Below are 18,356 nucleotides of genomic sequence, written 5' to 3'. Positions count from 1 at the left end.
TGCGATACAAAAAAGCCAGCTACATGAGCTGGCTTTAAATTATTCTTGTCTCGCAAGATTAACGGTAGATACCGATATCTTTTTGCATGTGACCAGAAAGGTCGCTTGCGTAGTAGCTACGAGGAGTGTTATCAACGAACAGAATGTCGATGATGTGTGCAATCAATCCTTTGAAGTTAACCGCGTAGGTCTTTTTATCCATAGAGTTTGGAACAGCGATAGTATTCATCTGCATTGCTTGAGCCATGATTGCCTCTCTATAAACTTTTAGGTGTTTCGTCTTGTTGATGTGAATAATAGGCGATTATTTGCCGGTTAAAAAATGACAAAAACTAGACTGTCGGATTAGATTTTCTTATAAAACAACCCATTAACAATCGTATAGAATACACACTCATACAAATTGAATTTTAATTCAAAATTACGCTTAAAACTTGAATTTAGTACAAATTAGACTCTAAACAAAGAGGCTAAGATCACATAAAATTTACATAGATAAATTCAATGTTCTCTTAGCCTCTTAGAAAAAAGCAAACTTTAGATAAGTTATTTTGACTTTAATTTGTCTGCTCTATGTCTGACTTATTTCCATAAATCGATGCTATGACCGCGACCGTCATGGTGGTGATCAGAACACCCAGCGACCAGTAAGTCGGAATCGCATATTCACTTTCCACGAGCAACATCTTGATACCGATAAATACCATGATGAACGCCAGCGCTGGTTTGAGATAAATGAACTTATCCATCATGCCTTGTAGTACAAAGTACAGAGAGCGAAGACCTAACAACGCAAATACGTTAGCGGCCAACACAAGGAACGGTTCTTGTGTCACTGCAAAAATTGCTGGAATAGAATCCAGTGCGAACATGACATCCATGACCGCAATCGCACCAATCACCAACATCATTGGAGTGATCATCCATTTGACGCCATGTTTCACTATTAGAGAAGCGCCATGATATTCCTCTGTCACTGGCATCACTTTACGCAGCAGCTTCTCAGGTAACGTATTTACGCCCTCCTCTTCACCTTTGTCGAGAGCCAATTTCACCCCCGTCGCAATGAGGAATGCTGCGAACACATAAAGCACCCAGTGGTATTGCGCTAACAGCTGAGCCCCCAATGCGATCATCACCGCGCGAAGTACGAGAGCACCAATCACTCCCCATAACAAGGCTCTAGGGCGTAAATGCTCAGGAACTTGGTACTGACCAAAGATCATCGCGAACACAAACAGATTATCAACGCTAAGTGATTTCTCTAACAAGTAGCCAGTGATAAACGAGACGGTTGCTTTCTCTGCCGTGTAATGGCTATGAGGCGCGTAAAATTCCCAAAATAGGTAGATTGAACCAGCAAACAGAAACGCAAGCAGAAACCAAAATATGCTCCATACCGTCGCTTTTTTGATGGTGACATTACCACCACGAGTTTGATAGATATCGATAGAAACTAAGACTAACGTCAAGACGAAAAAGCCCACGTAGGTCATCACATCAGGTGATGTCGATAACGCGTCTTGTTGATTTGATAAAAGAGATTGAGTTGAGTTCATTATTCCTCCGGGCGGAAGAAACTGTTCAAAGACCTTCCGCAAACGAAACAGATCAAGGGCCAAAATGGTACTTGATTGTGATTGCGTTGGTCTCGTTGAAGTGAAATATGGGATTTCACCTTTACGCACCGGATAGACACTTGGCCTAACGAAATGACGATACGTAAACTTGCGCTAACTACTCCCCAAACGCGTGGATAATATTCCTGAATTTGTGTTTCGTCTATATAAATTTGCATCAGAAGAACAAAAAGAGGCGCAAGCCCCTTTCTGTTTATGTCGTCATTCACTTTAGGGTATCATTTACCCCAAAGTTTTTGCTATAGCCCAGAAATTGGGACGAAGTAAACCAGCGCCGACCAAACCGACACCCAACCTACGACCGCTACCGCATCCAACCAATCTTTCTTCCACATGTTTCGTCTCCTGCCAAATAGAGCAACTGCGAAACATCAAGCAAAAAAGATACCAATAAAGTATTAATGTGCTTTTTTGTAACAGACCAAACAGTTCTGCACGTAACGACTGTTTAACGCCTCTGGATTAGCCTCCAAAAACTCAATGAAACAATCGGCCATAGATAAAGTCGTCACTGAGCCTTCTCCCTTCATATTGAGTACAGCGTCATACCCTTCTTTGCCTTTCATGGTATAGGCTGATGACGAGCCACGATACACTTTGTGGCGCTCGACAGCATTCCAGTCACCATTGCGATAGATTTCGAGATGATGGATTCGGTGCCCGATCGGTGCTTCAGCGTGGTAACAAAATCTTAGATTATAGGTATAAGGAAAACTACCAGAGCCTGTACCGACCACACCGTTATCGAGCGCATTGTTGATTGCACCCTCTAAGATAGCGGCAATCGTCTCGCCATTAATTTGATATGTGCCGATCGGTACGGCAAATGGCAGTAGCTTTCCGGCAATATCCGCCACCGATACATCACCAGCATTTAAAGAGTTACGAACACCACCAGCATTATGAATCGCAAAATCCACATTCAAACCTCGTTGATTCATCGCATAATGGAACGACTGAGCCACAAGTGGTGCTAGCTCACTTGGCCCTTCTTCATCGGGCACTCGAACATGTCGTAGTTTATCCGTTGCTGTAGCGATAATTTGTTGCTGCAACTGACGCACTCGCGGCAGGTATTTGTCGGTTAAAATGTACTGAATATCTTGGTCTTTTTTACATACGGATATAAGTGGATGATTATTGAGGTATTCACAAGCAACGTCATGAGCATCATCCTGACCGACTTCACTGAGTTTTGCATCGATAAACAGACGACGACCAAGAAGCAGTTCATTTCGACCATTGAAATTGACCACTTTGCCAGTTTCGTCAAATTCAATCTCACAGTGCCCCAAAGACATGGAATGGAATCCAGCTTGAACGACATAAGTATCGTTGACTTTCACCCCATATTCATCATCTTTAACCAGCCCGACGTCGGAGAAGTCACCCTGTAACCTATGACTATGGCCACCCACAATCAGCCCAATACCCTCAACCTGACGTGCCAAGTCTAAATCACCTTCGTAACCTAAATGGCTGAGTAAAATGATTTTATTGATACCCTCTTTTTGAATTTGAGCGATGGTTGCTCTTGCAGTCGAAACGGCGTTCTCAAACGGAGTGTCAACATCGGGATTTGCGATCAGATCCATCTGATCGATACTAAGGCCAAAGATTGCGACAGGCTCGCCATCAAATTCTTTGGTGATGTAGTTAGCACTCTGAGTTTCAGGGAGGAAAGCTTTAACTTGGCTATTGTCCGCTAAGGTATGAGTTTTATTGATATCCTCATTCGACAAATTCCAGTTACCCGCCAGTAGTGGAAACTCGATGCGCTTGGCGAACTCTGCGACAGGTTCATTGCCCATATCGAGTTCGTGATTACCGAGCGTCATCGCATCGATGTTTAAGGCATTCAATAAGTCAGCATTGGCTTTTCCCTTAAACAGAGAAAAGTACAACGTCCCTTGGAAGCAGTCGCCGGCGTGCAAAAACAGCGTATCTTTACCTTGTCGAGTGGCATCTTCTTTGAGCTGCTTGAATCGAGTTGCTATTCGAGCAAAACCACCAGCACTGACATAAGGCTCTATGATTTGCTCATTCACTTTTAATGATAGTTGTAATGACGTTGGTTCAAAGTATGAGTGGGTGTCATTAATATGCGCCAGTACCAGTTTCGCTGGCTTATTCTTTTTAGTCATATGTTCTCTCTCTTCTTCCCTTCATACTAAGTTGGGAATCATGACAGAATCGTGAATTTTATGAAACAGCACTGCAAAAAAATAGACGTGATTGGTCAAGCAATCACATTCGGTTGGTTAAACTTTAGATTCTGTTTTGTGACCGTAAAACACACCTAACACAAAAATATCGATTATGATTATAGATATCTGTTTGCTTTCAAAGTATTAGCAGATCTTTTGTTAGGAGTGAGCCTATGCAGTTAGAACGAATCGAGATTTCTGGATTCAGAGGTATCAAACGAATGTCATTGGCATTCGATGAACTCACAACGTTAATCGGTGAGAATACTTGGGGTAAGTCCTCACTGCTTGATGCTTTGTCCGTTGTCCTTCCCGCCGATGGTGTGCCTTATCAATTCGAGATGACGGACTTTCACGTAGACTATTCCGTCTCACACCCACAGTCGCAACATCTTCAGATTGTGCTTTCGCTCAAGGCGAACGACAGGTCAGAACTGAATGCAGGGCGTTATCGAAAACTCAAACCAGTATGGGTTCAAGATGAGTATGGTCATCATCGAATCTATTACAGAATCAGTGCAACACTTGAACAGTACGAAACGACAACCCACTACGCGTTTCTCGATATAGATGGTAATCCACTTAAACTGCACCATTCTGAGAAACTTGCTCAAGAATTAATGACTCTCCACCCCGTTATCCGCCTTCGAGATGCACGTCATTTTGATCGTCCATTTAATGGCAATGGGAATGGCAACGGCCATCAAACTCGGATTGAAAAGCGTATCGATAACACCTGTCGTCGACTTATGGCAATACCGGGGCATGTTAACAAAGGCGAGATGCGTAGTAGTTTAGACTCGATGCAGAGCCTAATTGAGCACTATTTCTCATTTAAGAGCGTGTCACGTAAAAACCCGCGTAAACCACGCGATGGATTGATGTATTCAACGAGCATTCAAGAGAAGAGCATTCATGAACTCGTTGAACAGACCAGTAACAATCAGACACGTCTGCTATTTATGGGCCTACTCAATGCTTATCTGCATGCCAAAGGGCCGAATGATCTAAGGCGTTGTGCTCGGCCACTTTTGATCCTAGAAGATCCTGAAGGTCGCTTACACCCCACACATCTTGCAAGAGCCTGGAGCTTGTTGCAAAAACTGCCGATGCAGAAAATTTTAACCACCAATAGTGGTGAGTTGTTGGCATTCGTGCCGTTGCACTCTATTCGTCGTTTGGTTCGTCAGTCAGACAAAACCATCGCTAACCAGCTAAACATCTCCCACTTTAGTAAAGATGAATTACGTCGTATCGGTTTTCATATTCGTTTTCACCGCTCAGGGGCCTTATTCGCTCGATGCTGGCTATTAGTAGAAGGAGAAACGGAAGTATGGCTGTTCAATGAGCTGGCGAATCAATGCGGTTACAATTTGGCTGCAGAAGGTGTACAGATCATAGAGTTCGCCCAATCTGGACTGAAAGCACTGATTAAAGTGGCCAAAGAGTTTGGTATCGATTGGCATGTTGTGACTGATGGCGATGCAGCCGGCAAAAAGTACGCTGCAACAGTGCTCGCTAAACTCGATAACGACCAACCACGGCATCGTCTCACAGAGCTACCAGAAAAAGATATCGAACATTACCTTTATATGAATGGTTTTGAGGATTTCTTTAGAGATATGGTGAAGATCCCATCTGATCACCCTATTCCACCCAAAAAGGTCGTTGCTCGTGTATTGAAGAAGCACGCTAAACCCGATTTGGCGCTCGCAATTGTCTCACACTGTGAGAAGCGTGGTCTTGAATGCATCCCTTTACTGCTTCGTTGGACTCTTAAACGTGTCATAACGATGGCAAACGGCAATACCTAGTTGCTTGGTTATGATGCTCTGCTTTTGACTCATCATTGCCAGACAAAATGGATAATAGAAACTGCGCATCCTACGCCTTTGAAAGAAAAAAGGCACACCGAAGATGGTGTGCCTGTATAAAAAATCTATACAAATTAATTGGGGGTTATCTTTCACAGGGACATATCCAATCTGCCACATTATTGAAATTTAAAATTATCTATTTCAATAACTTATGCTTCAACACGGTTGGCATGTTGTTCTGTCTTTTGAGAAGATTGAGATGATTTTTCGTGAAGCCATACGCCACTGGTCTTCATCAAGTAACCAAACACACCACCTAGCAGTAGTGAAGGCACCACAAGTTGCCAATCACCAGCAGCGGCAAACGTTGCACAAGAACCAATGAAGGTCCCTGGAATGTAAGCTAACCAGGTTTGCTTTGCTTGAATACACATAAAGAAAGCAACAATAGCAGTGATTAAGTAGCCTAGGATCTCTAATCCAGCAAAGGTAGAGCCATGAATGATTACCATTGCCCAAAAGACACCTGTCATGTTAGTGAGTAAGCTGCTAAGCAGCCCTTTCACACCATCGGTAGGTGATGCGAAATAACTGGTGCACCCCAAAAAGCCCGCCCATGAGAGCAAACCAAAAGAGATAGCAATCCAGCCCCAAAGACCTGACAAAATACCGGTTGTTAACGAAATCGCGACTAATGTACTCATACTATTTCTGAACGCATAGTGCCCATGCAGCACCACGATGTTCAGCCTCACTTGAAATCAAGTAGGCATAGTATGGTAAGTCGCAGCGGAATCTGGAGATCTAGATCACAATAATAATGTATGAGGGTTATGAATTATCACAATATAGAGACCGATATCGCTTATTCAACAGATATCGGTATCAAGAAAATGGTGGATTAACGATTATAGAATGGAAGGACGACTCTTCATCATCCGCTTTCCTTCACGCTTAATACACTCAGCTAACGGGTTTTCGGCCATATCTGCACGCCAAATAAATGAGAGTGTTCTCTCCATCTCCAATTCAGGTACATTTAAAGTGACTAACTGGCCTGATTCGATAAAGCGCTCAACATCCAGGTAAGGCAAACAAGTTAGGTAAGGGCCATTTGCCACTAAACTTCTCAGTACAGGTACGTGTTCGTACTCTCGCCAAACGTCCAGATCGGCAATTAAATGATGAATAGAGCTATCAAAAACTTTGCGAGTACCTGAACCATGCTCACGAAGCACCCATTTCGCTTGCTCAAGTTGAGCCAAACTCACTCTTTCACGCTTAGCAAATGGGTGATGTGCCGAGGCAACAACGGTGAGATGGTCTGTACACCACACTTCTTGGTGAATCCGATTGTCATCACAGCGACCTTCAATAACTCCTAAGTCATATTGATAATCGAGAACGCCTTCAATAACCGACTGTGTGCTTTGCACACCAAGTGAAATGCGCATTTCCGGAAAGTCGTTATCAATAATACTGATGAGATCAGGAACCAGGTGTTCAGCTGGGGTTTGACTCGCACCAAGACGCAGCTCGCCACTGAGAAGATGCTGCTCGTAGAAACCCATTTCTATCTGTTGCGCATCTTGAAGAAGGCGTTTTGCTTTAGGTCTCAACCACATACCCCAATGGGTTAACGCCATCTGCTTCCCCTGCCGTTCAAACAAGGGCCTGCCTAACATCTTTTCAAGTTGAGCGAGTGACATACTGGTAGCCGACTGAGTCAGTGCAAGCTTATCCGCCGCTTGGCTTACACTTCCGGAATCTGCAACGGCGTCAAAGACGGCAAGTTGCTTTAATGAATAACGCAAATTTCTTCCTTAATTTCTTGTAATTATCTCTATTCCGACGCTCTTTTTTTATAAAGCCTGTGAGCAATCGGTTTCATTGTACCCTGTCATTTTCCTATATCAATATTTCTGATGTGGTTTTTAAATATTATCAATTTTACCTCTACCCCCAGCACTCGTAATCTGAATGGGCAGCAATGATTTGATGGCTGCAACATTCACCATTCACTTAGGTATTAACACTAGGAATCACATATGACGGATTGTTCAAGGAGGGGGTATGGCGACCAGCACTTCTGATAATCACCAACTGTTTTCGCCGACAGAAATGATGGCCGAAGCAGAAAAATTTGCACTCAGTAAAGCGAGTAAAACCAGCAGTATGACTCTGAGTCTTGCGATTATGGCTGGTGCATTTATCGGGCTCGCTTTCCTGTTTTACATCACAGTCACGACCGGCAGTGCCGACGCTGGATGGGGTTTGAGCCGCTTAGCTGGTGGACTCGCCTTCAGTATGGGGCTTATCTTAATCGTCATCTGTGGCGGTGAGTTGTTTACTAGTTCGGTGCTATCTAGCATCTCTTGGGCAAACAAACAGATCACCTTTGGCAAGATGCTGTCGATTTGGGGAAAAGTATATGTGGGCAACTTTATTGGCGCGATGTTTCTACTCGCTCTTGTGAGTGCGGCTGGCCTCTACCAGTTAGACAGTGGTCAATGGGGGCTCAACGCATTAAACATTGCACAACACAAACTCCATCACAGTCCGATTCAAGCATTTGCTTTAGGTGTGCTTTGTAACCTGCTAGTTTGTTTAGCAATTTGGTTGACCTTCAGCTCTGCCAATGCAATGACAAAAGCAATGATGACTGTGCTACCCGTTGCCATGTTCGTCAGCACAGGCTTTGAGCACTGCGTGGCAAACATGTTCATGGTGCCACTGGGTATTGTGATTCAAAACTTTGCACCACAGAGTTTTTGGACACAAATCGGAATGACACCTACCGCGTACGCCGATCTCAACGTCATGCAGTTCGTCACGGCAAACCTACTGCCAGTGACACTTGGAAATATAGTAGGTGGCTCTGTACTCGTTGGCTTAGCGAATTGGAGTATCTACCGCAGACCGCAACTAAAAGCGGCAAAAATAACAGCAATAACACAAACAACTCAAATTACGTCAGTTAAGGAACAAACTATGAACACCAATACAATCATCAAAACCATTATGAACACGAACCCAACCACTCTATCTGTTGAAATGCCGACTGCGGTTGCTATCGACACTCTGTTAGATGCACAACAAGTCAGTGCACCAGTGTGTGATTTAGAAGGTCGCTTAGTGGGTGTGTTCTCAATTCACGACGTGATGGTCGACCTTTGGTGCCAAGATTACATTCCAACAGCGGGTCAGAAGGTTGTCGATTTGATGAGCCGTGATGTTGTCGCGATTGATGCAAACGACAAACTTGTTGATGTGGCTGAGTTCCTATGCATCGACAAAGAGCAGTTGTATCCAACATCTAGCATGGGCATTGCAACTCGCTTTACAACACTTTCATTAGAAGAGCGCGCGAAAGCGATGAAAGTGAGTCAACCACACATGCTTCCAGTTCTTGAAAATGGCGCAATGGTAGGTGTTCTAACTCGTACTGAAGTGATGCAAGCACTTCGCCCTATCTATGGCGACCGCTTAAACGTGGTAAAAGAAGCTGGACTTGAGACAGCGTAATTCTAAGAGTAACCCGAACACGTGATAACAACGTGTGGCTAAATAAGATATCTTGGTAATAGTGATTCAATTTGGATAATGTCATTCAAGACACAATCACAACCAATCTCAAAGACTCATGGCTTAATAACGAAAAAGGCGCAAAGCATCTGCTTTGCGCCTTTCTGTATGTATGAGACAAAGGTTAGTCTATTCGACTTACTTCTTGATGCCTTCTACGTGAAGTTCCATGTCAACGTAGCTAGAAGCGCCCATGACTTTAATATCAAAGTCAGCAAGCTCTAGACGAGTTGTACCGATGAAACCTGCACGCTCACCACCCCATGGGTCTTGGCCAGCACCGATGAACTCAGCATCGATCGTGATTGGTTTAGTCACACCGTGTAGCGTTAGGTCACCCATTATAGCCAGTTTACCATCGCCGTTATCAACCACTTTTGTGCTGTTGAATGTCGCTTCAGAGAATTTACCTGCATCGATAAAGTCACCGCTACGGATGTGCTTGTCACGCTCAGCGTGGTTTGAGTCAAGGCTTGTAGTATCAACCACAACGTTCACTTTAGACGCTTCTACGTTGCTTTCATCAAATGAGAAATCACCAGAAAATGTGTTGAAACGTCCTTTAATAAAGCTGTAACCAAGGTGGCTCACTTTGAAGTTAACAGACGCGTGTGCGCCTTTTGTATCAATCACGTAATCAGCAGCGTTCGCAGCGAAAGGCATTGCCATAGCAAAGGCTAGTCCTGTAGCGATAATTGATTTTTTCATTTTGATGCTCCTATCATTTTTCGTAGCGTATCGTCTTTGTCGATAATGTGGTGTTTAATCGCAGCCAATGCGTGAACTGATGCTAGTACAATCAGTACCCAAGCTGCATAGTAGTGTACAGTTCCTGCCAAGTCGGATTGATTTGCAAATAGCTCTCCCATACTTGGAACCGTGAACCAGTTGAAAACATCTATGCCACGACCGTCTGATGTCGAAATCAAATAGCCAGACACGAATAAAGCCAACAGATTTAGATACATAAAGCCGTGAGCCGCCTTCGCTGCAATCACTTCGTAGCTCTTGCCCTCAACGCTTGGTGACGCAGTCACTGTTTTCCAGAAGAGTCGGAAAAGAGTCACGGCAGCCAAAATAATACCGATAGATCGGTGCCAGTCTGGGGCCGTCTTATACCACTCACTGTAGTAAGAGAGGTCAACCATCCATAGGCCAACCCCGAATAAACCAACAATGGCCAAGGCTGATGCCCAGTGCAACAGTCTAGCTATTGGATTATAGTTCTTTACATTATTGCTCATGTTTCATTCCAAATGGTTGCAGTTGGTATAGTTTGAAGAGCGTACATTACTCTGTATTGTTGCAACATATTATTTACTTAGCTTTACATAAATGACATCACTAAAACTCAAACAAGTTGTTCGAATAATTTGAATAAGATGAATTTACCTATAACTCAACGACCTGCTCGATCTCGTACAGTTCATCGCCGATATCAAGCATCTTACGTTCCATCACCTTTTGCGCATCCTCAATTCCCTTGTTGTAGTAGACCGCACCGAACTTTTTACTGATAAAATCAACAAGAAAATCTGCATCAAATTGGCCTATCTCGACATCAAGCTCATCTTGCAAATAGCGTTGCAATGATTCTGTCATTCTCGCCTTTTGTCCATTGTCTAACTCTATGGTCATCGCTCCCTCATAAGTCTCTCTAACTATTACTAATTCATAAATGGTAAACGCCATTAGCGCGCTTACAACATAAAAATCGACAGATAGCTTAATTTTGATAATGCGATCAAGAACTGAACCATTGTTGTTGGCAAATTACACAGTCATTACCTTACTATTCAAATACCAACATTGTAGCCATGTATAAGGACAGTCATTGTTATTAGATCTCGTGATACAGAGCATCAACCTTTTTCAAGAAGATTGCTTGAAGTTGTGCGAACATCACTACCCTACCGTTCATAATCAAGGAATCAGTGAGCATCACCTCGGCAAAGCATTTTCACGACGTATGCAACATACACTGATTAGTTTTGATCACGAGAGTATGATTCATCCGCTTGATATGCTGCCACTTAATGAAACAGCGCGACATTTCCGCATCTCGTCTGAAATAGGTACGGTATGGGTTATCAGCCATCATATGGTGAGCGCAGGCAAAACCTGTCGAAAGAAACTTCTGGTCGATGTTTATCACTGGCTTGGCGAATATGGCTACGCCATCCAGCCAAATGACTTACTTATTATTGTTTCGGATCATTGGATAAGTCGTAGCAAACACAGTCGCGAACTGCTGCATTGGTGGATGGGTGATCTACCCGATGAAATTACCGAATACAGTCAACAAGGTATTACCTTACAAGAAAGTGATTCGCAATTTGCCTCAGACTTGAACACAAACTTCGGCATAGCCCCTTGCTTCATCAAATTTGGACACCCGCTAAAACGCTCAAATAGTCAACAACTGGTGCGCAAGTACATCCAACTTTACGCAGTTATACAGTGGGTTTAATTTAAGCTTCAGGATTAAATTCTCACCTCTATTCGTTAAGCAATGAAATACGCCGCTCAAAAGAAAAACACTGGTTGTTTAGTTTTTATTTATTAAATATATCATTGATTTATTTCACATTTAATTTCTATGGTAACTCACTTTTAGATATGAGCTACTTCATTCAGTTTCTATAAATTTGATGTTGAGCCAAAATCAAACCTATATTTTGATTATTATCACGATATACGGTTGAAATACGCGAAACGTAACTCTAGCACTGCGATACAAAACACATTAGTTAGATAGCGATTACACCATAAATCACACAATCCAACCCCCCCAACGAAAAAAATATACTTTTCAACAATTTATAAAGTAATAATTTATATTTATAACGTGTTAATAGTTCTTTTATTAATTGACAATCTACCTACTCATGTCCAGTATTGTGAAACAAGGAATTTATCATCCCTTAAATGGACTATCTTTAATTAAGTATGATTTTATCTGACCGTAGTCAATTCGTTAAGTGCATCTCTGTTGATGATCGGATGCAATTTATTGCTAAGTACAAAAACCTAACTTTAAGAAGCGTTTATCAATCCATCTTTAACGCAGAAATGGAACCCATTGGTGTTGAAGCCTTAGTTCGAATCACCGACGAAAACGAGCAAGCTATTAGGCCTGATCATTACTTACACTCTGACGAAACATCCATCGATGACAAAATCAATGTCGAGCGTTTGAGCCGCGTAATCCACGTCCGAAACTTTGCTCAGTCAACCTCTCGCCACCTTCAACTCTTCCTTAATGTTCTGCCTAATGTTGGCGAACTGTTTGCCAACTCTAATGTCAGTGATAGCTTGCTGGTTAAACGCTTGGTCGAACTTAACCTATCGCCAGAACAGATTGTTATGGAATTGGTCGAACTGACCGCCGATAGCGAAGAGAGACTAAAAGATGCGGCCGCTTCACTGGCAGAAAATGGTTTTAAAGTCGCTGTTGATGACTACGGTACTCAAGCTTCAAATGAGGGAAGAGTTCGTCATATCACCCCTCACATAATAAAAGTTGATCGTTCATTAATGCTGGAGTTTGAGCAAGGAAACGCAAAACCGATACATGATGTTCTTGCACTGGCTAAATCGATCAATGCTCAGACTGTAATCGAAGGTATCGAAACCCATAAACAGCTAGAACTAATGAAAACAATGGGGTTCGATATGTATCAGGGTTACTTTCTTGCAATGCCAGCTCCCATTGAATTAGATGTTCAAGTCGCAATCTGAGTTCAAAAACGTATCTAATTAACCTTCATCACATCTGTTGCTCATCAAGTTTATTAAGATCAAAAAAAGCCCAACCTATTTGAGGCTGGGCTTGGCTAAAACGAATCGTTTATATCAATCCTTAATATCCCGCAGTGGACGGTTTGATTCGAAATAAGATGGCAAACATCACAGGTACAACAATAAGAGTCAGTACCGTAGCAAAGCCTAAGCCCGCCATGATGGTAATCGCCATCGAGCCAAAGAAAGCATCAAAGACTAATGGAATCATGCCTAGGATCGTGGTCAATGCCGCCATTGATACAGGTCGTACACGACTGATTGCACTGTCCACAACCGCTAGGTATGGGTCTTTTCCTGTCTCTAGTTCACTGTTAATTTGATCTAGGAGTACAATCCCATTTTTCAAGATCATGCCACTCAAACTGAGTAGGCCCAAAAATGCCGTGAAGCTAAATGGCATGTTGGTACTCAGCAGACCAATTGATACACCGATGATAGACAGTGGCACCGTGAACCAAATAACCAAAGGCTTACGCACCGAGTTAAACAGAAGCATTGTAATGATGAACATCAGCAGATAACCCATTGGCAATGAGCCAAAGAGCGACTCTTGTGCATCCTTAGAAGATTCATATTCACCTCCCCACTCAATGCTGTAACCAGAAGGAAGTGGTAGTGCTTCGATTTTCGGTTGTACTCGAGCAAATAGACTTGCTGGTGTTTCATCGCCTAATACATCATGGTCAGCCAATACGGTTAACGTGCGTTTACGGTTCTTACGTTGAATCAGAGGCTCCGACCATTGTAGCTCTACACCATCAATCACTTGCTCAACTGGGATGTATGTCTGTAGTGATGGGCTCCAGATCTTGACGTTATTTAATGATTCAAAATCAAAACGCTCTTCTTCAGGCAAACGGGCAACGATAGGCAGCATGTGGGTACCATCACGCAACAGTCCGATGTTGTATCCACCAAACGCCATTTGCAGAGTATGAGACAGATCCGCCTTCGAGATACCTAAACGACGCGCCTTAGACTCATTAAATAGAGGCACCAACTCTTTAGTACGTTCGCGCCAGTCGTGGCGTACGTTGCGAGCACCAGGATCGGCAAGCAAGATGTTTTCTACGTCAGTCGCAATAGTGCGCAGTACATCTGGATCTGGACCGATAACACGCGCCTCGATTTTAGACGCAGGTGATGGACCAAATTCAATCAACTTAAACTGGAACGTTGGCTGTTCAAACTCAATCGCCAGTTTTTCATCAAGCTTTTCAAGTGTCGCGAACATGGTGTCACGATCCGTTGTTCTTACTTGCAGTTGAGCGTAAGCTTCATAGCTCTTTTCTGGTTGGTAAGTCAGGGCAAAACGCTGCATGCCTTGACCCGCTGTTGTCGTCACAAAATCAACATTGTCCAGCTTGCGAATGTAGCTCTCTACTTTCTCTGTTTGTTTAATTGTTTCGCGGATATCCGTGCCTTCTGGCATCCACATATCAACGTAAAACATTGGCGTGTTTGACGCAGGAAAAAACTGCTGTTTCACCATACCGAAGCCCACAACCGATACAGCCAACAGACCGACCATGCTCGCAACGGTTAACCAACGGAATCTCAGTGCAAACTTAAGCATCGCGCCAAATACGACAAACAAAATACCTTTGTATGGATCTTCGTCTGTACCCGTTTTGTCTTCTTCCTTGAGCATTAAATCGGCTAGGAACGGTGTCAGTGTTAGAGCCGTGATCCAGCTTAGGAAAAGTGAGAAACACAATACCCAGAACAGCGAACCCATGAACTCACCGGTTGCATCTTTTGATAGACCAATAGGAGCAAACGCTGTAATCGCGATAATGGTGGCGCCTAGTAACGGCCATTGCGTTTGAGTCACAATGTCTTTCGCGGCTTGTAGCTTAGTTTTACCCTTCTTAAGTCCAACCAAGATACCTTCAACCACAACAATGGCATTATCCACCAGCATACCCAGTGCAATGATCAATGCACCCAAAGATATCCTGTGAAGCTCTACTTCGTTGTAGTCCATCAAAATGAAGGTACCAAACACCGTAAGCAGCAGAACTAAGCCGATGATCACACCGCTACGCAATCCCATTGCAAACAAGAGAACGACAATAACAATCGCGACCGCTTCGACCAAACTAATGATGAAATCTGATACAGATTTATCAACCTCTTGTGCTTGGTTATAGAAATAGTTGAGCTCAATACCTGCAGGCTTGATCGATTCAAGACGTTCGAGCTTTGCATCGAGTGCTTGACCAATTTCCACCACGTTCACGCCAGAAGAGAACGCAATCCCGATGTTGATAGCTGGCTTACCGTTGTACGTCAGTACATTACCCGGCTTTTCCGCGATGCCTCGTGTTACCGTCGATACATCTTTTAGACGGATAAGATTGCCCGTATCTCGACCGTGGATGATCAGGTTTTCTAGCTCTTCAACTGTGCTTAGCGTTCCATTTGGTTTAATCGCAAGGCTTTGTCCATTGAGCATCACCTCACCAGAAGAGACCACACTGTTCTGTTGAGCAAGCAGAGAAGTGACGGTCGACATGTCCAAGTTTAGAGCGGCTAAACGCTCCAGAGACATCTCAACAAAAAGTTGTTCCTGCTGATCACCAGCAATGCTGACTTTACCGACACCGTCAACAAGCTCTAGCTCACGAGTCAGATAATCGGCATACTGTTTTAGCTCAACATAATCGTAGCCATCACCCGTTAGCATTAGCATTACACCAAATACATCACCGAAGTCATCAATGATCTGAACAGACTGCACGCCACTTGGAAGTGTTGGCTGTAGATCGTTGATCTTACGACGCATTTCATCCCAGATCTGAGGGAGCTCATCAGGGCCGTAATCCATCTTCATACTGACCATGATCTGCGACATTCCGTCTGACGAGGTAGACGTAATCTTATCGATATAAGGAAGTTGTCGAATCTCTTTCTCTAGCGGGTAAGTCAGCTCCTCTTCTACCTCCATAGAACTTGCGCCCGGATAGGTAGAGACGATCATCGCATCTTTGATCGTAAATGCTGGGTCTTCTAAACGTGAAAGGTTGCTAAAAGAGCTCACACCACCAATCGCCAAAATAACCAGAAACAGCCAGCTAATAACTTTATTTTTTATTGAATATTCTGCGATGTTCATTCTTCTTTTCCTGACAATTTCATTCCATCACGTAGTTTGCGTAAGTTTGAGTTGATCAGTTGATCACCCTTCTCTACACCATGTGCGATAAGCGCACCTTGACCGCTGATTTTTTCAATCTCAACTAGGTTTTTATAGGCTTGGCCATCTTCGAGTTTCCATACATAAAACTCATTGTCTGCCGAGCCTGCTTGTAGAGTGGTCATAGGCAATTGATAACCTTGCACGTCGCTCAAACCCGCTTTTGCCATATCAACGTTTACGGTAACGCTAGTACCTGGCATAACTGGAGTGTCTAGCTGTGGCATCGACATCCAAAACTCGTATGTTCTCGATTGAGGGTGTAATTCACTCGTGTGCTCTAAATAAGTCAGAGGGTAAGCGCCATCAATACCGCCAAAAGTCGCATTCGGGCGGTAACTGTTAGAGCGCATATCTGGGCTAATCGCAGCCAAAATGGAGTCTGATACTTGGATTCGCACATACACCTTATCGTTTTGGTACAGGCTCAAAAGTGTTTCACCCGGTGTGGTATTTTCAAATTGCTTTTTATCGACGGTAGAAACAGTCCCGGTGAACGGTGCGTGCAACTCGGTATATCCCAGCGCTTGTTTAGCCGACGCTAAATTGGCAGATGCAAGCCTAAAGTTCGCTGTCAGTTGGTCGAATTCAGACTTTGAAAGCATCTTGCTTGCAAACATCTCTTTACCACGCGCTAACTGCTTGTTAGCAAGATCATATTGAGACTGAGCGTCTACTACATCTTGGCGGTAAGTGTCACCATCAATTGTTGCTAAAAGCTGTCCTTTCTTGACCACGTCGCCCGCTTCTACGAGCACTTGGTCAATCTCACCGGCGATGCGAAATGCCAATGGAGTCAATTCTGCAGCCATCACTTGGCCGTTGAAATTGCGGAATTGCTCTTTAAGAGGTGCTTTCACTTCAAAAGTCGATACCGTTAGCGTTGGCTGCTCTCTGTGTGCGGTTTCGTTGTTACACGCGGCGAGCACTAACGTTGAAGCAACAACGACCGCCAATTTATTGAATTTCATTAAATTCCGCCCTCTCGCGTCCAAGCTTTCACTTGCTGTCCATCAACCAATGCATCTACGCCCGCTTCGACAATCAAGTCGCCGCCCAACAAACCGCCAACAACGCGACCATGTTCATTCAATGCAACCGTCACTTTCGAAATCATTTGAGATACAGGGTTGTAACGCCACAGCTCTCCTTGGGTTTCATCTTTGCTTACCCAAGCAGAGTCGACGATACCGATACCCTTTTCATCGCTAGATTTTTGAACTTCGACCTGAGCAGTCATACCAGAAAGTAAATTCAACTCAGCTGGCTTTTGAATTGAAACAACCGCTTGGTAGCTGTTGGTATCTTCATCCGGTTGAGTCGAGATCTCTTTGAAACGTGTCGGAATGCGAATACCGCGATGACTGTCCATCACGACCCACATGTTGGATTGAACAAAATCGCTAATGCTACGATCTTCTAGTTTGGCGACAGGGACCGAGAAGGTAACGTCCATAGCACCTTGGTTCAAAATGTTGAGAACAGGCTGTTTCTCGGCGATCACTTGATGCTGCTTGCCAAAAACCATCGACACGACCCCATCAAAAGGCGCCACTAATGTTGTATAACCTAGGTTGGTTTTCGCTTGCTCAAGTTCCACGCCAGCAGCGGTATAGTTATTTACTGCTTGGTCATAGTAATCGGTACTCACCAACTTCTTAGCATAAAGTTCTGAAGCTTGCTGGTACTGACTATTCGCAAGGTCGTACTTTGCCTGCGCTGCATCGAGTGCAATGCGGAAATCTGTCGAGTCTAAAACAACCAGTGTCTCGCCCTTTTTGACATTTTGCCCCATACGAACCGCGAAGTTTTCGATCTGGCCACCCACTTGAAAAGAGAGTGCTGCGCGGTCGGTTGCATCCACTTTTGCGATGTAGCTATCCAACTCAATATTGGTCTGTTTCGGGATCTCCAATAACTTCACTGGCTTGATAACCAGTTCATTTTCTTCTGATTGTACTTTGTTACATCCAGTCAAGACGCTAGAGAGAAGCATGGCTGTGACAATAGCTCCTAACGCTTGTACCGAATTGGCTCTTAAAGGTGACTTGGACTGCATTAAGCGGCTCCATTTAATTATTATGATTTACTACACAGGTGTGCA

Annotated in this window: 15 protein-coding genes; 4 read left to right on the top strand and 11 right to left on the bottom strand. The window is 43.7% G+C overall.

Annotated elements, in window-relative coordinates; genetic code table 11:
* Window positions 1-58: 58 nt before the first annotated feature.
* The 3 genes from vsple_RS14935 to vsple_RS14925 form a co-directional block, all read right to left on the bottom strand.
* On the bottom strand, window positions 59-247 hold the full coding sequence (locus vsple_RS14935) for a hypothetical protein (RefSeq protein ID WP_032552577.1): 189 nt from the start codon (window positions 245-247) through the stop codon (window positions 59-61).
* 310 nt (window positions 248-557) lie between these two features.
* A complete protein-coding gene (locus vsple_RS14930; protein WP_261883680.1) occupies window positions 558-1,559 on the bottom strand; it encodes a TerC/Alx family metal homeostasis membrane protein in 1,002 nt (333 codons plus the stop codon).
* 479 nt (window positions 1,560-2,038) lie between these two features.
* Complete coding sequence (locus vsple_RS14925; RefSeq protein ID WP_261883679.1) at window positions 2,039-3,784, bottom strand: bifunctional metallophosphatase/5'-nucleotidase; 1,746 nt, start codon at window positions 3,782-3,784, stop codon at window positions 2,039-2,041.
* Between the two features lie 236 nt (window positions 3,785-4,020).
* Between vsple_RS14925 and vsple_RS14920 the strand changes: the two genes are divergently transcribed.
* Window positions 4,021-5,661 (top strand): ATP-dependent endonuclease, encoded by a 1,641-nt coding sequence (locus vsple_RS14920; RefSeq protein ID WP_255231865.1) that lies wholly within the window; start codon window positions 4,021-4,023, stop codon window positions 5,659-5,661.
* A 212-nt stretch (window positions 5,662-5,873) separates the two neighbouring features.
* On the opposite strand, the gene vsple_RS14915 is transcribed toward vsple_RS14920, so the two are convergent.
* Together vsple_RS14915 and vsple_RS14910 are read right to left on the bottom strand one after the other, a co-directional pair.
* A complete protein-coding gene (locus vsple_RS14915; protein ID WP_261883678.1) occupies window positions 5,874-6,368 on the bottom strand; it encodes a DUF1097 domain-containing protein in 495 nt (164 codons plus the stop codon).
* 204 nt (window positions 6,369-6,572) lie between these two features.
* A complete protein-coding gene (locus vsple_RS14910) occupies window positions 6,573-7,478 on the bottom strand; it encodes a LysR substrate-binding domain-containing protein (RefSeq protein ID WP_255231867.1) in 906 nt (301 codons plus the stop codon).
* A 259-nt stretch (window positions 7,479-7,737) separates the two neighbouring features.
* Between vsple_RS14910 and focA the strand changes: the two genes are divergently transcribed.
* Complete coding sequence (focA, locus tag vsple_RS14905) at window positions 7,738-9,189, top strand: formate transporter FocA (protein ID WP_261883677.1); 1,452 nt, start codon at window positions 7,738-7,740, stop codon at window positions 9,187-9,189.
* Window positions 9,190-9,387: 198 nt separating this feature from the next.
* Here focA and vsple_RS14900 read toward each other — a convergent pair whose 3' ends face one another.
* From vsple_RS14900 to vsple_RS14890, 3 genes are all read right to left on the bottom strand, one after another.
* Window positions 9,388-9,957 (bottom strand): YceI family protein, encoded by a 570-nt coding sequence (locus vsple_RS14900; protein ID WP_261883676.1) that lies wholly within the window; start codon window positions 9,955-9,957, stop codon window positions 9,388-9,390.
* Window positions 9,954-10,493 (bottom strand): cytochrome b, encoded by a 540-nt coding sequence (locus vsple_RS14895; RefSeq protein ID WP_261883675.1) that lies wholly within the window; start codon window positions 10,491-10,493, stop codon window positions 9,954-9,956. Before vsple_RS14895 ends, vsple_RS14900 begins: the two co-directional genes overlap by 4 nt.
* A gap of 148 nt (window positions 10,494-10,641) precedes the next feature.
* Window positions 10,642-10,887, bottom strand: coding sequence for a DUF2164 domain-containing protein (locus vsple_RS14890; RefSeq protein ID WP_261883674.1), 246 nt, complete (start codon window positions 10,885-10,887; stop codon window positions 10,642-10,644).
* A 196-nt stretch (window positions 10,888-11,083) separates the two neighbouring features.
* On the opposite strand from vsple_RS14890, the gene vsple_RS14885 reads away from it, so the two are divergent.
* Together vsple_RS14885 and vsple_RS14880 are read left to right on the top strand one after the other, a co-directional pair.
* On the top strand, window positions 11,084-11,719 hold the full coding sequence (locus tag vsple_RS14885; RefSeq protein WP_261883673.1) for a hypothetical protein: 636 nt from the start codon (window positions 11,084-11,086) through the stop codon (window positions 11,717-11,719).
* Window positions 11,720-12,252: 533 nt separating this feature from the next.
* The gene (locus tag vsple_RS14880; RefSeq protein ID WP_261883672.1) at window positions 12,253-12,990 is read left to right on the top strand and encodes an EAL domain-containing protein; all 738 of its coding nucleotides are present in this window, start codon (window positions 12,253-12,255) and stop codon (window positions 12,988-12,990) included.
* A gap of 121 nt (window positions 12,991-13,111) precedes the next feature.
* Here vsple_RS14880 and vsple_RS14875 read toward each other — a convergent pair whose 3' ends face one another.
* From vsple_RS14875 to vsple_RS14865, 3 genes are read right to left on the bottom strand one after another with little or no spacing between them, the layout of a single operon-like run.
* A complete protein-coding gene (locus vsple_RS14875) occupies window positions 13,112-16,171 on the bottom strand; it encodes an efflux RND transporter permease subunit (RefSeq protein ID WP_261883671.1) in 3,060 nt (1,019 codons plus the stop codon).
* Window positions 16,168-17,223: an efflux RND transporter periplasmic adaptor subunit gene (locus vsple_RS14870; protein WP_261883670.1), complete on the bottom strand. Its 1,056-nt coding sequence runs from the start codon at window positions 17,221-17,223 to the stop codon at window positions 16,168-16,170. Before vsple_RS14870 ends, vsple_RS14875 begins: the two co-directional genes overlap by 4 nt.
* Entirely contained in the window at window positions 17,223-18,311 is a 1,089-nt protein-coding gene (locus tag vsple_RS14865) for an efflux RND transporter periplasmic adaptor subunit (RefSeq protein ID WP_261883669.1), read from the bottom strand. Before vsple_RS14865 ends, vsple_RS14870 begins: the two co-directional genes overlap by 1 nt.
* Between the last annotated feature and the right edge of the window lie 45 nt (window positions 18,312-18,356).

The sequence above is a fragment of the Vibrio pelagius genome (assembly GCF_024347575.1).
Classification (GTDB): Bacteria; Pseudomonadota; Gammaproteobacteria; order Enterobacterales; family Vibrionaceae; genus Vibrio; species Vibrio pelagius.
This window is presented reverse-complemented; position numbering and strand designations above follow the sequence as displayed.

Excerpts from the sequence above, each read along its gene's own strand:
- vsple_RS14935 (WP_032552577.1), bottom strand. The coding sequence starts at position 247 with ATGGCTCAAGCAATGCAGATGAATACTATCGCTGTTCCAAACTCTATG.
- vsple_RS14930 (WP_261883680.1), bottom strand. The coding sequence starts at position 1,559 with ATGAACTCAACTCAATCTCTTTTATCAAATCAACAAGACGCGTTATCG.
- vsple_RS14925 (WP_261883679.1), bottom strand. The coding sequence starts at position 3,784 with ATGACTAAAAAGAATAAGCCAGCGAAACTGGTACTGGCGCATATTAAT.
- vsple_RS14920 (WP_255231865.1), top strand. The coding sequence starts at position 4,021 with ATGCAGTTAGAACGAATCGAGATTTCTGGATTCAGAGGTATCAAACGA.
- vsple_RS14915 (WP_261883678.1), bottom strand. The coding sequence starts at position 6,368 with ATGAGTACATTAGTCGCGATTTCGTTAACAACCGGTATTTTGTCAGGT.
- focA (WP_261883677.1), top strand. The coding sequence starts at position 7,738 with ATGGCGACCAGCACTTCTGATAATCACCAACTGTTTTCGCCGACAGAA.
- vsple_RS14900 (WP_261883676.1), bottom strand. The coding sequence starts at position 9,957 with ATGAAAAAATCAATTATCGCTACAGGACTAGCCTTTGCTATGGCAATG.
- vsple_RS14895 (WP_261883675.1), bottom strand. The coding sequence starts at position 10,493 with ATGAGCAATAATGTAAAGAACTATAATCCAATAGCTAGACTGTTGCAC.
- vsple_RS14890 (WP_261883674.1), bottom strand. The coding sequence starts at position 10,887 with ATGACCATAGAGTTAGACAATGGACAAAAGGCGAGAATGACAGAATCA.
- vsple_RS14880 (WP_261883672.1), top strand. The coding sequence starts at position 12,253 with ATGCAATTTATTGCTAAGTACAAAAACCTAACTTTAAGAAGCGTTTAT.
- vsple_RS14875 (WP_261883671.1), bottom strand. The coding sequence starts at position 16,171 with ATGAACATCGCAGAATATTCAATAAAAAATAAAGTTATTAGCTGGCTG.
- vsple_RS14870 (WP_261883670.1), bottom strand. The coding sequence starts at position 17,223 with ATGAAATTCAATAAATTGGCGGTCGTTGTTGCTTCAACGTTAGTGCTC.
- vsple_RS14865 (WP_261883669.1), bottom strand. The coding sequence starts at position 18,311 with ATGCAGTCCAAGTCACCTTTAAGAGCCAATTCGGTACAAGCGTTAGGA.